Below are 14,172 nucleotides of genomic sequence, written 5' to 3' on the forward strand. Positions count from 1 at the left end.
ATGTCTTCGGTTAGGGATCGGATAGAGCGCGACCATCACCACGACCAGGAACGCGCGGCGCGGATCGACCACACGCAGCGCCACCAGCCAGCAGATCACCATGCCGACGCTGACGGTCGCCATCGCCAGCGCATAAGTCGCCCAGTCCGCCGCCGGAAACACCTTGAACCAGAGCCCGGCGATCCAGCCCGACAACGGCGGATGCTTGCCGTAGCCCCACAGGAATTTCTGTCCCCAGCCCCAGGCTTCTGCGACGTCCATGTGAACGTCCTGCGCCGCCTTGAGATTGATCAGGATGAAGGTCCAGATCACGGCATGCAGGATGGCGAGCTGGATCACCAGCCAAAGCCGGGCTGAGGGGTGGGTCGCGTAGGCAACCAGCCAGGCCCGGAAACGGTCAAAGCTGAGGCGAGTCTTCGCGCGCGCCCGGGCGGAGGGGATCGAGGTCGCTGACATCGGCTTTGCGTAGCGCGTTTTGGCTCCGCTTGGAATCAGCTTGGCGTGAAGAAAGGCCCTGAAATTACAGCAATATGGTTGCCGCACGGGGATGTGAGTGGTATCCCGCGCCCATGACGACCGTCCCCATTTCCAACATCCGCAATTTCTCCATCGTCGCCCATATCGACCATGGCAAATCGACGCTGGCCGACCGCCTGATCCAGATGACCGGGGGCCTGACCGACCGCGAAATGGCCGGCAAGGAGCAGGTGCTCGATTCCATGGACATCGAGCGCGAGCGCGGCATCACCATCAAGGCGCAGACGGTGCGGCTCGCCTACCACGCCAAGGACGGCAAGGATTACATCTTCAACCTGATGGACACGCCCGGCCATGTCGACTTCGCCTACGAGGTCTCGCGGTCGCTGGCGGCGTGCGAAGGTTCCCTGCTCGTGGTCGACGCCAGCCAGGGCGTCGAAGCGCAGACGCTCGCCAACGTCTACCAGGCGCTCGACAACAATCACGAGATCGTCCCGGTCCTGAACAAGGTCGACCTTCCGGCTGCCGAGCCCGAGAAGGTCAAGCAGCAGATCGAGGACGTCATCGGCATCGACGCCTCCGACGCCGTGATGATCTCGGCCAAGACCGGCCTCGGCATTCCCGATGTGCTGGAGGCCATCGTGACCCGCCTGCCGCCGCCGAACGGCGATCGCGACGCGACCCTGAAGGCGCTGCTGGTCGACAGCTGGTACGACGTCTATCTCGGCGTCGTTGTTCTGATCCGCGTCGTCGACGGCGTCATGAAGAAGGGCAGCCGCGTCCGCATGATGGGCACCGGTGCGGCCTACGACATCGAGCGCGTCGGCTTCTTCACGCCGAAGATGACGCAGGTCGACGAGCTCGGCCCCGGCGAGATCGGCTTCATCACCGCCGCGATCAAGGAAGTCGCCGACACCCGCGTCGGCGACACGATCACCGACGACAGGAAGCCGGTCACCGAGATGCTGCCGGGCTTCAAGCCGGCGATCCCCGTGGTGTTCTGCGGCCTGTTCCCGGTCGACGCCGACGACTTCGAGACGCTGCGCGCCGCGATGGGCAAGCTGCGGCTGAACGACGCCAGCTTCTCCTTCGAGATGGAAACCTCGGCCGCACTCGGCTTCGGCTTCCGCTGCGGCTTCCTCGGGCTGTTGCACCTCGAGATCATCCAGGAGCGGCTGTCGCGCGAATTCGACCTCAATCTGATCGCGACCGCGCCGAGCGTCATCTACAAGATGAAGCTCAACGACGGCAGCGAGATCGAGATCCACAATCCCATCGACATGCCCGACGTGGTCAAGATCGCGGAGATCCAGGAGCCCTGGATCGAGGCGACCATCCTCACGCCCGACGAGTATCTCGGCAGCGTGCTGAAGCTGTGCCAGGACCGCCGCGGCGCGCAGAAGGAGCTGACTTACGTCGGCTCCCGCGCAATGGTGAAATACGACCTGCCGCTCAACGAAGTCGTGTTCGACTTCTACGACCGGCTGAAGTCGGTCTCGAAGGGTTACGCCTCGTTCGACTATCATCTCACCGACTACAAGCCGGCCGATCTCGTCAAGATGCAGATCCTGGTCAACAACGAGCCGGTCGATGCGCTCTCGATGCTGGTGCATCGCACCCGCGCGGAGGGGCGCGGCCGCGCCATGGTCGAGAAGATGAAGGACCTGATCCCGCCGCACATGTTCCAGATCCCGATCCAGGCGGCGATCGGCGGCAAGGTGATCGCGCGCGAGACCGTGCGCGCGCTGCGCAAGGACGTCACCGCCAAGTGCTATGGCGGCGACATCACGCGCAAACGAAAACTTCTGGAGAAGCAGAAGGAAGGCAAGAAGAAGATGCGGCAGTTCGGCAAGGTCGACATCCCGCAGGAAGCCTTCATTGCCGCGCTGAAGGTCGACAGCTGAGGCTGTTCAACGTTCGGCCCGGGATGTCCTGGGGGCCGGACACCCCAGATCTCGAAAACAACCCCATGCACAGTAGCCGACGCCTTGTCGGCGCTGTGGTTTTTCGATTTTTACGAAAATCGGTTGACGCGTCGGGCAAAACACCGGCAGGATGGCATCATGGCAGTGGTGCAGCCGGCAGGCGACGATGTCCCATCAACCCATCCCCATCACGTTTGCGCTCATCGCCCGAATACCGGCAGAGGGCGTCGCGGACTTCAGAGCCTATGAGGATGCGGTGCTGCCGCTCTTGCCCGAGTTCAACGGGCGCCTGGAGCGGCGGCTTCGAAATGCCGATGGCACGATGGAAATGCACATCGTCAGCTTCGCATCCGAAGCGGACTTCCAGAACTATCGGAATGACCCACGGCGAACGGCTCAAGTCTGGCTGCTGGAAAAATCATCCGCCAAGCTGGAATTGGCTCCGATGGCGAACGTCTGACGGCTCAATGATCGCTTCATGATCTGATGAAGGCAGCGAATGCACGCCGCGCCGTTCCATTGGTTCTGGAGGATCGTCGCCATCATGGCTTGAACGCCCATGAACCCTCGTCTGAAAATTTGATCGTCATAAAAACAATCCGAAGGAGATGCCAAGGACGATGGATGCGCAACGCCCGTAGATGTACGGGGAAGCGCGCCGGACGGCAGTCTCGCTGATTGCGCCAGTTGTGCTCGAAACGCGATTTGAAGGTGCAACAGAATCGAATCGCTCTTCGGGGATGAAAATTAGTTCAGCCTCATAATCGTAATGACTCCGACGCAAAAAAAGAAAATAGGCTGCAATCAACAAGAATAAAGGGAGGAGTACATGGATACTGCGGGTCGCCTGCGCGCGATGGCAGTGCTGTGCCGTCAGACAGCCGCGCGTCATCCTGATCGAAGTTGGAAACTGCTCGCCGAAGCTGAGTATTGGGAACATTTGGCCAATGATGCAGCGCTCGATCATTTCGACCATTGCTCGGTTTGCCCACCGCTTCACGGAAGGCGCAGCATTACACAGCCGGCCGCGGCACCCGCGGAGTGACTGCGAAACCAAATGGTTTGTTAGCTTCTGTGTGCCTAACTTGATGAGTGCCGCCCACCGCCGATCGCGGCACATTGGAATGGGAATGCCGGCCCCGGCTGTTACCCCATCCTGCGGCTGGGGCCGTTTTGAACTTTCACAGCATCGTTCAACCCGGTCCACAACCATGATTAGAGGCTTCGCCATAGCGCTATTCGGAATGGGGTTCCTTTCCCAGCTTGATCGCGCGCTCTTCTACGGTCGCAATACTGAGGCCGCGCTCCGGCTCATGCGGGACATCAGCAGAGGCTTCGGACTGTAGGACACCGTCCGTGCGCCTCGTTGAGCAGGCAGCGCCCCGACACGGCCGCTACTTCTTCAACAATATTCCTTTCGCTCGCGCCATTCGCCTGACTGATCCGGCATGGCGGCCCAATTCGGCGGCGATCTTCAATGCTCCAACGCCCCGCCGGGCCAGCGCGCCCAACCGTCGAATCTCCTGCTCGGTCCATTGCTTTGGCTTCGGTGTCTTCATGGTGCGGCCCCGCGACCTGCACCACTAACGACTGCGGCTAGGGGCCAGCACTTGGGAAATTTACGGGTGGCGCACCCGGGTCGATAACCGCTTCTGGCCCGGAAGCAGAGAAGGCCGAACTCTCGGCTTCAGAGGCGCGCGCTTAACCTCCGCCGACATTGCCCTCATCCGATCGCGAAATCGGCCGCTGCCTCGGCGTGAATGGCCGTGGTGTCGAAGGTCTCGACCGACGTATCGGCAGCCCCGACCAGCATCGTGATCTCGGTGCAGCCGAGGATGATGCACTCCGCCCCGCGCTTAACGAGCGCGGCCATCACGTCCTGATAGCTGCGTCGCGAGGGCTCGGCGACGACACCAAGGCACAGCTCGTCGTAGATGATGCGGTTCACGTCGGCCCGCTCGTCGGCTGAGGGAATGAGGACATCGAGATCATGCGCGCGCAGCCGATCGATGTAGAACTCCTCTTCCATCGTGAACTTCGTGCCCAGCAACCCGACCCGTCGATATCCCTTGGCCCGAATGCGCTGCGCCGTTGCGTCGCCGATGTGAATGAAGGGAATGGTCAGCTTCGACGTGATTTCAGGCGCGAGCTTGTGCATCGTGTTGGTGCACAGCACGATCGCTCGCGCACCTGCGCTTTCGAGCCGCGCGGCCACCTCCGCAAGGCTCGCCGCCGCCTCGGCCCAGCGGCCGGCGTATTGCATCTCCTTGATCTCCTGGAAATCGTAGGAGTACAGCAACAGCGGAGCCGAATGCAGCTTCCCCATACGGTCGCGGACGCGCTCGTTGATGAGCTTGTAGTAGAGCGCGGTGCTTTCCCAGCTCATGCCCCCGATCAGGCCGATGGTTTGCATCTTGGCGTCTCCGAACAGTGATTCAACCGCATTGTAAACGAGGACGTCGAAGCTCGCCATCACGTCGTCCTGAGGTGCGAGGCCCGCGATGCGAATGCATCATCGGTCTGATACAGTTCGTAGGATGGGTTGAGCTCTTGCGAAACCCATCGCGCTGACCAGCGTACAGCGGGAATGAAATTCGATGGGTTTCGCTTCGCTCTGCCCATCCTACGAGCTATGCGCTCGCAAGCGCCTTGGCTGATGCATTGGCGTGGTCTCTTTGCTCGATAAATCTACGAGCGCGAGGGATGGGATCATGCAGATACTGATCTGGTCCCCGCATCTGTCGCTTGTTCAAGTCTGCTGTAGAGAGGAGGTTGAAGTCCACCCTTCGGATTGCGCAGAGCCAACCGTCATATTGCCTAGACCATACACGCTTGTGATGCTCCAGGAGCCGGTCAAGGATAGAATAGCCGTGATAATCGAACGCAATGACGCCGTTGGTTAGGTAGACATGGTATCCTAAGAAACTTCCGGCCGGGATCACGCGCTCCGCATAAAAGCCGGGAAGCGGAGGCTGATCCAAGAAAACTCCAGCAAGGATATGGCAGGCGCCGTACCCGAAGAAGATACGGTCCGGCAGTGACCACTGCCGATGCGGGTCCGCTTTAACGCCTGGCTTGAGAACGTACATCGTGGTCGCTCGATGCTGATTCGCAAGGCTGGAGCGTATCACCAACCGGATCGTATGCGCTGCGTGAGTCCGGTGTGCCCCGGAGCCGACAAACTCGGCAGCCCGTAAGATGGGTTGAGCTCTTGCGAAACCCATCGCGCTGACCAGCGTACAGCGGGAATGAAGTTTGATGGGCTTCGCTTCGATCTGCCCATCCTACGAGCTAACTCCACGAATGCTTCTCCAGAGCCGCCGCGATTCTCTCCAGGGCGGCGTTCCTGTGCTGCATGTCGGCAATCTGCTGTTCGCAAACCTCGATCATTGTCCGCCCGGACCATCGGCGCGCATACACGCCTGTTCGGCTGCAAAGCCAGCCAATCACGGCCAGCAAGACAATGGTGGCGAGCCATAACAGCACTTGTCCCGGGCCAAGGTCCGCGAAGGCACGGCGGAAATCGCCCCTGGAAAGGTACGCAGTGGCGCGACTGCTATGGGCGTCGCTATCATTCGGATCAAGCGAGATGATCTGATCGTAGTCGGCGATGGCGCGGTCGACGTCACCTTTGGCTTGATAAGCGTCGCCACGGTAGTAGTAGGCGTCCCTGTATTGCGGATAGAGCGCGATCGCCTGACTACAGTCGGCGATGGCGCGATCGAAGTCACCCTTTTCCCTGTATACGAGGCAGCGGTTGTAATAGGGGGGCGCATATTTCGGATAAAGCGCGATCACCTGATCGAGGTCAGCGATGGCGCGATCGAGATCGCCTTTGGCATGGTAGGCGCTGCCGCGGGCTGAGAGGGCGAAATAGCTGTTGGCATTGAGCTGGATGCTGTCGGTATAGTCCGCGATGGCACGGTCGATGTCACCCTTGGCTTGATAGGCGTAGCCGCGCTCGTCGTATCCGACCCGCTTTCCATAGTCCGACAGGCCGCCTTCGAACGCCCGGTTAACGTCCGCTATCGCCCGGTCGTAGTCATGCCGTTGGTTGTAGATATGCGAGCGGTTGAGCAGTGAGCTCACAGCTTCTGGTTCAAGCCGGATCGCGTCGGTGTAGTCCTTGAGGGCGCGGTCGACGCAATCGGCAAGGCTTGTCCATGACCAGAAGTCGCCGCGCTGATGATACAGGATGGACAGGTCGCGGTCATCGTAGTCTCCGCTTTCAATCGCGCGTGTACAGGCAGCGATGGTCGCGGCAGCGGTTTCCTTCGATCCGTTCAAACACTCCTGTCGATCGTCGGCTGCCGCCGGCCGGCTGACGAAAGCCACCGCTGCGAATACCAGGGCGACCAGCCAGACATGCGCGGAAATCCAAGAGCGCATCCACTTCTCCCCGCGATGCACCGATGTGCGAGCTAACCGGCAGACGGCTTTTCAAGGGCCGCCGCGATCCTCTCCAACAATGTGTTCGTGCGTTGGGTTTCGGCGACCTGCTGCTCGAAGAGATCGACCCAACTCGCCCCGGATGACGCGCGCCCATTCCTGCGCGAAAACCACAACCAAACGCCCACCAGCGCCAGGAAGGGCAACCAGGACACAATCAGACTCACCAACCAGTACGGCGCACCACCGCGTGGTGTGAGCGTAAACCAGGCGAGAAGAACTCCGACAAGAGCGATCCACACGACAACGGGCAGAAACCAAGAGCGAGGCTTGGTCATTCCAGGCACGACAGTCCCCTTGGTTGGCCTCAGAGACGGCATGCTATCATTGGTTGATTGGCCTTTCCATGCCCTCCCCTCTGCAGCCGTCGCAATGGTTAGCCGTTTCTTGCGAGATCTCAGCCACCATGAAAGGCTCGGCGCGAGCGAGCGCACTGGCGCCTGTCGCGACCGCGCGCCATCCGTCTCGGTCGATGGCAGGAGGGGAACCGTTGCGCCAACACTTGCATCCGGCCCCGCCTCCATCCCCTGGCTTGCGCGCCCTTACGACGTCTTCTGCTTCGCCTCGACGTATCGCGCAAAACTGTCGAGGATCGCCTGCCAGCCGCCTTGCTGCTGCTCGACCGAGTGCGTCTCTTCGCCATCGAACACGACGCGGACGACGACGCCCTTCGGACCGGGGACGAACTCGACCTCGGCCTTGCGATCGCCGAACGCATATTCGATCAGCTTGTGCTCAACGATCGTCGTGTAGGTGCCGGCGAAGTCAAAACCCATGCTGCCGTCCTTGGCCTCCATGCGGGACGTGAACACGCCGCCTTCGCGCAGGTCGACCGTCGCTTTGGTCGTATGCCAGTCGTCCGACGCGGCGTTCCACTTCACGATGTCGGCAGGCGTCGTATAGGCACGCCAGACCTGATCGATCGGGGCGGCGACGCTGGTTTCGACGGTGATCCTCATGGGCATTGCTCCAGTTCGATTTTGACGGCTCGAGGTGGCGACGTCACTTCCGGTGTGCGGGGTCCATGTCCAGCACGTCCGGGAGGTGTCCACCCAAGGACGGTCGAGACCGGCCGTTGCCGACATGGCCGGGCCGTCAATACGAAAAAAATCGGATGCTGGGGAGGAGTCCTGGATGGATTAGAACCGACCGCCCTCTTTACTTTCGCATGAAGCGCAGTAAGGCATTGCTCGCTGGAAAAGCGGGTCGCCGCCAATACCTCAATCAATCCCTTGAAGCCGCGGGCACGATGTAGCGATCCAGCAGGTCGAGCTCGGGCGCAACCATGTTCTTGGATTGCCGGGACGCGTTGAAGACGACGACCATGTCGAGCGCGGGGATGATGATGGTTTTCTGGGAATTGAAGCCCTGCGCAGCGATCCATTGAACTTCGCGATTCCCCTCCAGTGATCGACCAAGCCACCACTGATAGCCGTAGGATTGCGGCTCCTCGGTCGTGATCTGCTCCGCCGTCGATTGATCCACCCAGGACGCCGGAACGATCTGCCGGCCTTCCCAAGCGCCACGGTTGAGAACAAGCTGGCCGATTTTCGCCCAGTCGCGGGGGCGTAGATTCAGCCCCGCGCTCGACATGGCAACGCCGCTGAACGGCGATTTATGCCATTCGACGTCGTTGATGCCGAGCGGTGCGAAGAGTTCTTCCTGAGCCAGGACATCGACGGTTTTCCCGGTGACCTTTTTCAGGATGGCGCCAACAAGCTCTGTTTCGCTGTCGCTGTACCGGAAGGTGACACCGGGAGCCCTGTCGGAGCCCAATCCCGCCGACATCGTCAGGAGATGGCGCAGGGTTATGGGATCCTTGTCAAGCATACGGAGATCGGCATTCTCTGGAAGATAAAAAAAGGCCGGAACGTCTACGTCCTTGATCAGGCCGCGCTCCATGGCGATGCCGACCAGCAGCGACACAACGCTCTTGGTCATCGAATTACCCCGGTGCCGCGAGGTCGCGTCGAAATTGAGCTGATGAGGATACGCAAAATAGCGCTCGTAGACGAGCACGCCATGCCTGATGACGACGATGTCGTCGACATTGGCGAGCTTGCCGCCGCTGATGCCGTCATCCATCGCGCAGAGCAGCGCCGCGTTCAGCCCCTGTTGCTCCGGCGAGGTCATCGCCCATCCGTCATGGATCTCCTGCGGAATGCCGCACCCGGATGAAGGTTGTGCGCTGACGGGACTCAAGGCGAAGGCACACACGGCTGCAACGACGCCAATCCATCTCCGCATCTCAGGCTCTCCCTACTATTGCCAGGCCAATCGCATATGGCATTTTGCACGACCTGAGTGCGCGCCTCGTCCTTCGAGACGACCGCTTCGCGGTCTCCTCAGGATGAGGCTAAGCGGCATCGGTGCTCGTCAAAGCTACGGCCACACGCTCGGTCCTCATCCTGAGGGCCCGCCAGCGGCGGGCGTCTCGAAGGATAGCCACAGGGGAATCGCTCCTATATGCGCTTGCCCTGCCACCGTTGCCCGTGATGAGCAACCCAAGGATGCCGTTCGGTGTGTGACCGTTTTGCGGCGTGGCAGGTTGTGAAAGAGCCTTCATTGTAGGCAGACGCATGGCGGTGAGGCAAAGCCGGCGATAAAACAGCGCATACGAGACACTGGCCACAAACCCGTTGGAAACAAGACGATGGTTTTCTGGATTGCAGGTGCACTTGGATTGGTGATCGCCTATCTCGTCGGCTCGATCCCCTCAGGCTATCTGGCAGGAAAACTGTTGAGGGGGATCGACATTCGCGAGCACGGCTCCAGATCCACCGGCGCCACCAATGTGCTGCGGACCCTCGGCAAATGGCCTGCGCTGGTGGTGCTGATCGCCGATGTGCTGAAGGGCGTGGCGGCCATCCTCGTTGCCCGCTGGTTCTGTCCCTGGCTCACCACCGAATTGTCTCCGACGCCGCCGACGGCGTCCGATCTGCAAACCTGGGTGCCGTGGGCGGTGTGCCTCGCCGGAATTGCCGCGCTGCTGGGCCATGGCCGCTCGATCTGGCTGAATTTTACGGGCGGCAAGTCGGCTGCAACCGGGCTCGGCGTGCTGCTGGCGATGTCCTGGCCGGTGGGACTGGGTGCGGCGGCCGTGTTTGGCGTCGTGCTGGCGATCGCGCGGATCGTTTCACTGAGCTCGATGCTCGCGGCGCTGACGGCCATCGCTCTCGTCTGCGGTTTCGAACACCCTCTGCCCTATCGGCTGCTGGTGATCGCAGGCGGCCTCTACGTGATCATCCGCCATCGCGCCAACATTCAACGGCTGCTGGCGGGGACGGAGCCGCGGCTGGGACAGGGTAGCCCGGACGCGAAAGCAGAAGCGGAGCTCTGATGCGGGATCAATTCACCGCCTGAAGCGCGGCCGTGAAGGTGGCGAGGTCGGCGCGCGCCATCTCGTCGGGCGCCCATTTCGGAAGGTCGGCGAGCTCTGCGATCACGCGGGCCCGATCCTGCGGCAGCAGAAAGCTCGCCCAGACCTCGCGCGTGTCGCGCAGCGCAGCCGCCACCAGGCGCGCGTTGGCGGGCTTGCCGGCGCCCTGGATCGCGGCGCAGACCGTGGTCAGGATGTAGACGGCGCTGTTCTTGCGGAAGCCGGTAAACCCCTCCTCGCGGATGCGGGTGCGCTGCTCCGGCGCGAGCTCCGCCCAGAACAATTGGCCCGCGACCGCCTCGCGCGCCATGCCGCGGATCATGAAGCTCATCGCCACCGCGTACTGGTCGCCATACTCGGTCATGTTGCGCTGGAGCGCCGCAAGATCAGGCTCCAGACCCGGCTTCGCGCCATAAAGAATGAACAGCTTATGGGTCGCGTTGGCGGCGTTAGTCCAGTCCATCAGCCAGCCCATATCGCTGGCTTGCGCCGGCGGCAGCGCCGCGAGGGCGTCGAGATCGAAGATATGGCCGAGCAGCGTCGCGACCTCCGGCCGGGTCAGATCGGGCCGCTCGCCCTTCTTCGCGACGCCATCGACATAGACCTTGAACGCCTTCGCGGCATCGCGCGCAGCAGCCAGATCGCGTGCGCCATCCTGCGCGAGCGCGGGCCAAGTAAGCGCGGCCGAAGTGAGCGCGAGAAGAAGCAGGAGGATTCTGACGATCGGCATGGGAGACCTCGAGCGGCGCCATTCGTGACGATGGCGGTTGTTGGTCGCCGCGCGCGCCGCCGAGGTTCAGAGCGCCGGCAGGCCGGGCGGCGGCTTGCGCATGTTCGAGGCCTGCTCATAGGCGTAGGCGAGGCGCAAAAGCTTGTGCTCGCTCCAGGCACGGCCCGCGAAGGTGATGCCAAGCGGATAGTCCGGCGTCTCCTTGTCGCCGGCCCCTGAGATGAAGCCCGCGGGCACCATGACGCTGGGATAGCCCGCCTTGGCTGCGATTGCTGCGCCGGTCGCACCGGGGAACAGGACGGCGTCCAGCTTGTGCCGGTCCATGTAGGCGTCCATGCCATGCGTCCCGGCGGCGAGCAGGTCCATGACGCGGGCCGATTTGTACTCGCGCTCGCTCAGATCGCCCTTGGTGAGTTCGGCGGCGAGAAAGAGGTCCTGGCCGAAACGCAGCGCCGTCTGCGCGTGCGCCGCGTTGAAGGCGATGATGTCGGCCATGGTTTTCATGTCGGTATTGGTCGCCCAATGCCTGAGGTAGAGATTGAGACCGTGCTTCAGCTCGTAGAGAAACACGATCGGCGAGCCCGTCGGATTGCCCTTGTTGGGGCTCAGCGGATTGCGGTTGAGCACGGCCATGCCGGTGCCCGGCCCGGCGATCCAGCCGCGCGTCGGCATGCTGGCGCGCACGACGACGGCGCCGAGATCTTCCATCACCTTGATGACTTCGGTCATCAGCCTGGCCCCTTCGGATGACAACTTGCCGTAGTAGCAATCGTTCAGCGGGTCGGCAGGGTCGCTCGGCACCCCGATGCGTGCGCCCTTCATCGCATCGCGTGCGAGGTTGGCGGTGTAGTCGGCCGGCCGCTTCTGCCGTTCCGTCGCGGGATCGCGCGGGTCCTGGGCGGCGAGCACATTCAACAGCATGGCGGCGTCGCGCACCGTGCGCGTCATCGGTCCCGCGGTGTCCTGACTGTGCGCGATCGGCACGATCCCGGCACGGCTGATCAGTCCGACGGTCGGCTTCACCGTGACGAGGCCATTCCGGCTGGCAGGATGCAGCAGCGAGCCGGACGTCTCGGTGCCGATCGAGGCCGCGCACAGGCCGGCCGCCACGGCGACCGCCGAACCCGAGCTCGATCCGCCGGGGTCCACGAGCGGGATACCGCGACCGTCCATCAGCGCCGGTACGTAGGGATTCCTGACCTGACCGCCCAGCGACGAATAGCCCGAAGGCATCTCGATCGCGAGGATGTTAGCGAACTCGGTCAAGTTCGCCTTGCCGAGGATCACCGCGCCGGCTTTCCGCAGCAGCTTGACGACGGTGGCGTCGCGTCTGGCGCGCGCGCCTTCCAGCGCCAGCGAACCCGCCGTGGTCGGCTGCTGGTCGGAAGTCGCGATATTGTCCTTCACCAGGATCGGCACGCCGGCCAGCGACCGCTTGGCCGACGGCTTGGTGCCGTCGAGCTTGCCCGCGATCGCAAGCGCGTCGGGATTGAGCGCCCGGACGGCGTTCAGCGCCGGCCCGGCACGATCGTAAGCTCCGATGCGCGCGAGATAGGCGTTTGCGAGCGCGGTCGCGGTGACCTGCCCGCCGGCGAGGGCATCGATGATGTCGCTCATCGGCGTGTGCTCGAGCCTCAGCTCGGGCGGCGTCGTGCCGCGGACGGCAGCCGCAGCGCGACGGGCGGGCTTCTTCATGACGTGCCTCTTGGAGAGAGATGTGCTACAGGATGTAGCATTTATCGCGATTGCGCCGCAAGGTGATCACCGAGTTTGACACAAGCGGGACAATGCGTCGCCGACTCCCGCCGCCTTGATCGTCCCCACCAAATAGACCACCATCGCGTGATCGACCGCTCACAGCAAGAATGGGCGAGGAAACGCTGACATGAACGCAACTCCGGGGTTTGACCTGGTCGAGCGGGCGCGGGCCATCGTGCCGCTGATTGCTGACGAGGCCGACCAGATCGAGCGGACGCGGCGGCTGACGCCTGATGTTGTCAACGCGCTGATCGAGAACGGGCTCTATCGTGCGCTGCTGCCGCAGAGCCTGGGCGGGTCGGAAGCGCCGCCCGACATCTTCATGCAGATGCTGGAGGAGATCGCGAAGGCCGATGCGTCCACCGCCTGGTGCCTCGGCCAATGCAGCGTCTGCGCCATGATCGCAGCCAGCCTCGACCACGACACCGCGCACGAGATCTTCAACACGGCCCCCGCCGGCATCCTCGCCTGGGGCGCGGTGGCGCACGAGGCGCGCGCGGTCGAGGGCGGCTACCGCGTCACCGCGCGCTGGGATTTTGCCTCGGGCTCGCGGCAGGCGAGCTGGCTTGGCGCGCATGTCCGCATCGTCAATGCCGACGGCACGCCGCGCAAGAACGCCGACGGCTCGCCGGAGATGCGCACCATCCTGTTCCCGCTCGCGAGTGCCGTGATGCACGACGTCTGGCAGGCGATCGGGCTCGCCGGCACCGGCACCGATTCCTACGAGGTGCATGATCTCTTCATCCCCGATCGCTTTGCCGCCTTCCGCGACGTGGCCGAAGCCTTGCGCGAGCCGGGCCCGCTCTACCGGCTTCCGACCGGCTCGACCTTCAGCCTCGGCTTCGCCGCGGTCTCGCTCGGCGTCGCGCGCGCGACGCTGGATGCGGCGATCACACTGGCGCGCGCAAAGCACCAGTCATTGGCGGCAAGCGCCATGCGCGACAACCAGGCTGTCCAAGGTCTGATCGGCCGCACCGAGGCGGATTTGCGCGCCGCGCGCGCCTATCTCTATGCGACGGCACATGCGATGTGGCGCGACCTCTCTGCGACCAAACTGTTCAGCCCGGCGCATCGCAGCGCCGTCCGCCTCGCCGCGACCTGGACCATCCAGCAATCGGCAAAAGTGGTCGACACCGCCTATCACATGGCCGGCGCCACCGCCGTGTTCCGCAGCAATCCGTTCGAGCGACGGTTTCGCGACATGCATGCGATCACCCAGCAGATCCAGGCCCGCGACACGCATTACGAGGATGTCGGCAAGATGATCCTCGCCGAAAACCGCTAGTCGCCGCCGCGCGAAGCTGCGGCGCTTTGTCCCTGCTTGCGACAAACGATCAGCCTCTCCATGCGCCTACCGCATTGAGTCATGCAAAAGGATGGTAGCGAATCCGTTGAAACACGGAGGCGATGCCGCCCTGTTGTTAAGCAATTTCTGAGACCGTTCGGCAAAACCA

15 protein-coding genes are annotated in these 14,172 nt (G+C 62.8%); 5 read left to right on the forward strand and 10 right to left on the reverse strand.

Annotated features, from left to right (window positions below; translation table 11 throughout):
- Positions 1-456, reverse strand: a 456-nt coding sequence (locus FXB38_RS15990) for a glycosyltransferase family 39 protein (protein WP_148751823.1), incomplete at its 3' end; no start/stop codon positions are given.
- A gap of 113 nt (positions 457-569) precedes the next feature.
- On the opposite strand from FXB38_RS15990, the gene lepA reads away from it, so the two are divergent.
- On the forward strand, positions 570-2,381 hold the full coding sequence (lepA, locus tag FXB38_RS15995) for a translation elongation factor 4 (protein WP_148751824.1): 1,812 nt from the start codon (positions 570-572) through the stop codon (positions 2,379-2,381).
- 187 nt (positions 2,382-2,568) lie between these two features.
- Positions 2,569-2,862, forward strand: a complete 294-nt coding sequence (locus tag FXB38_RS16000) for a hypothetical protein (RefSeq protein ID WP_210250914.1) — start codon at positions 2,569-2,571, stop codon at positions 2,860-2,862.
- A gap of 126 nt (positions 2,863-2,988) precedes the next feature.
- Here FXB38_RS16000 and FXB38_RS42750 read toward each other — a convergent pair whose 3' ends face one another.
- Positions 2,989-3,378 carry a hypothetical protein gene (locus tag FXB38_RS42750; RefSeq protein ID WP_187434911.1) on the reverse strand — a complete coding sequence of 130 codons (390 nt, stop codon included), beginning with the start codon at positions 3,376-3,378 and terminating at the stop codon, positions 2,989-2,991.
- Between the two features lie 380 nt (positions 3,379-3,758).
- Here FXB38_RS42750 and FXB38_RS42755 point away from each other — a divergent pair, with 380 nt between their 5' ends.
- Positions 3,759-3,989, forward strand: coding sequence for a hypothetical protein (locus tag FXB38_RS42755; RefSeq protein ID WP_187434912.1), 231 nt, complete (start codon positions 3,759-3,761; stop codon positions 3,987-3,989).
- Positions 3,990-4,125: 136 nt separating this feature from the next.
- Here FXB38_RS42755 and FXB38_RS16010 read toward each other — a convergent pair whose 3' ends face one another.
- From FXB38_RS16010 to FXB38_RS16035, 6 genes are all read right to left on the reverse strand, one after another.
- Positions 4,126-4,815: an aspartate/glutamate racemase family protein gene (locus FXB38_RS16010; RefSeq protein ID WP_148751965.1), complete on the reverse strand. Its 690-nt coding sequence runs from the start codon at positions 4,813-4,815 to the stop codon at positions 4,126-4,128.
- 217 nt (positions 4,816-5,032) lie between these two features.
- Entirely contained in the window at positions 5,033-5,491 is a 459-nt protein-coding gene (locus tag FXB38_RS16015; RefSeq protein WP_148751826.1) for a hypothetical protein, read from the reverse strand.
- Positions 5,492-5,693: 202 nt separating this feature from the next.
- Positions 5,694-6,791, reverse strand: a complete 1,098-nt coding sequence (locus tag FXB38_RS16020; RefSeq protein WP_148751827.1) for a tetratricopeptide repeat protein — start codon at positions 6,789-6,791, stop codon at positions 5,694-5,696.
- Between the two features lie 32 nt (positions 6,792-6,823).
- The gene (locus FXB38_RS43840; RefSeq protein WP_246229921.1) at positions 6,824-7,129 is read right to left on the reverse strand and encodes a hypothetical protein; all 306 of its coding nucleotides are present in this window, start codon (positions 7,127-7,129) and stop codon (positions 6,824-6,826) included.
- Between the two features lie 264 nt (positions 7,130-7,393).
- A complete protein-coding gene (locus FXB38_RS16030; protein WP_187434913.1) occupies positions 7,394-7,810 on the reverse strand; it encodes an SRPBCC family protein in 417 nt (138 codons plus the stop codon).
- 265 nt (positions 7,811-8,075) lie between these two features.
- The gene (locus tag FXB38_RS16035) at positions 8,076-8,984 is read right to left on the reverse strand and encodes a serine hydrolase domain-containing protein (protein WP_187434914.1); all 909 of its coding nucleotides are present in this window, start codon (positions 8,982-8,984) and stop codon (positions 8,076-8,078) included.
- A gap of 520 nt (positions 8,985-9,504) precedes the next feature.
- On the opposite strand from FXB38_RS16035, the gene plsY reads away from it, so the two are divergent.
- Positions 9,505-10,191 carry a glycerol-3-phosphate 1-O-acyltransferase PlsY gene (plsY, locus tag FXB38_RS16040; RefSeq protein ID WP_148751830.1) on the forward strand — a complete coding sequence of 229 codons (687 nt, stop codon included), beginning with the start codon at positions 9,505-9,507 and terminating at the stop codon, positions 10,189-10,191.
- Positions 10,192-10,198: 7 nt separating this feature from the next.
- Here the strand turns inward: plsY and FXB38_RS16045 are convergent, their stop codons facing one another.
- Together FXB38_RS16045 and FXB38_RS16050 are read right to left on the reverse strand one after the other, a co-directional pair.
- Positions 10,199-10,960, reverse strand: coding sequence for a hypothetical protein (locus FXB38_RS16045; protein WP_148751831.1), 762 nt, complete (start codon positions 10,958-10,960; stop codon positions 10,199-10,201).
- Between the two features lie 66 nt (positions 10,961-11,026).
- The gene (locus FXB38_RS16050; RefSeq protein ID WP_148751832.1) at positions 11,027-12,655 is read right to left on the reverse strand and encodes an amidase family protein; all 1,629 of its coding nucleotides are present in this window, start codon (positions 12,653-12,655) and stop codon (positions 11,027-11,029) included.
- A gap of 190 nt (positions 12,656-12,845) precedes the next feature.
- Here FXB38_RS16050 and FXB38_RS16055 point away from each other — a divergent pair, with 190 nt between their 5' ends.
- Positions 12,846-14,003, forward strand: a complete 1,158-nt coding sequence (locus FXB38_RS16055) for an acyl-CoA dehydrogenase family protein (protein WP_148751833.1) — start codon at positions 12,846-12,848, stop codon at positions 14,001-14,003.
- Positions 14,004-14,172: the final 169 nt, after the last annotated feature.

Origin of the sequence: Bradyrhizobium cytisi, from assembly GCF_008123515.1 — a bacterium.
Taxonomy (GTDB): Bacteria; Pseudomonadota; Alphaproteobacteria; order Rhizobiales; family Xanthobacteraceae; genus Bradyrhizobium; species Bradyrhizobium cytisi.